A 590-nucleotide genomic window follows, 5' to 3' on the forward strand; every position below is an offset into this window, starting at 1 on the left:
CGTGCGGTGAGGGTATCGATGGTGCGGGTGTGGGCGTCGATCTGGTCCAGGTGCAGTCGTGCCATGAATGCGTGGTGGGGTTTGAACCTGCCGGTGAGGGCGTCGACCAGTGCCGGGATTTTCGAGCGCAGCATTCCACGGGCCATCCCGGCCAGCACCTCGGGGTTCCGTTCGCCGTTGATGAGGGCTTCGAGCATGTCCCGGGAAGAGACCCCGGTCAGGTCTGAAACCACGGAAGAGAGTTTGATCCCGGAGCTTTCCAGGAACTTCTCCAGCCTTTGGATTTCCCGGGCCCGGTCGCGGGTGGCGATGGCGCGGGCCCGGGTGAGGTCCCGCAGTTCGCGGATGGGTTCGGGCGGCACGAATGATGCCCGCAGCAGCCCGTGCGCGGCCAGTTGGGCCAGCCACGCGGCGTCGGAGACATCGGTTTTGCGTCCCGGGATGTTCCGGGCGGCTTTGGCGTTGACCAGCATCACCGGCAGGGTTTCTTCGAACAGGTAGAAGAACGGTTTCCAGTAATCGCTGGTCGCTTCCATCACCACAACAGTGACGTGTTCGCGTTCGAGGAACTCCCGAAGTTCCAGGATCGC

1 protein-coding gene is annotated in these 590 nt (G+C 63.7%); it reads right to left on the reverse strand.

The features are described 5' to 3' along the window. Window positions 1-590 (reverse strand): IS110 family transposase (locus tag ACSVIE_RS21095; protein ID WP_442425159.1); only part of this gene is annotated, 590 nt, incomplete at both ends.

Origin of the sequence: Paenarthrobacter sp. NCHU4564, assembly GCF_052156435.1 — a bacterium.
GTDB lineage: Bacteria > Actinomycetota > Actinomycetes > Actinomycetales > Micrococcaceae > Arthrobacter.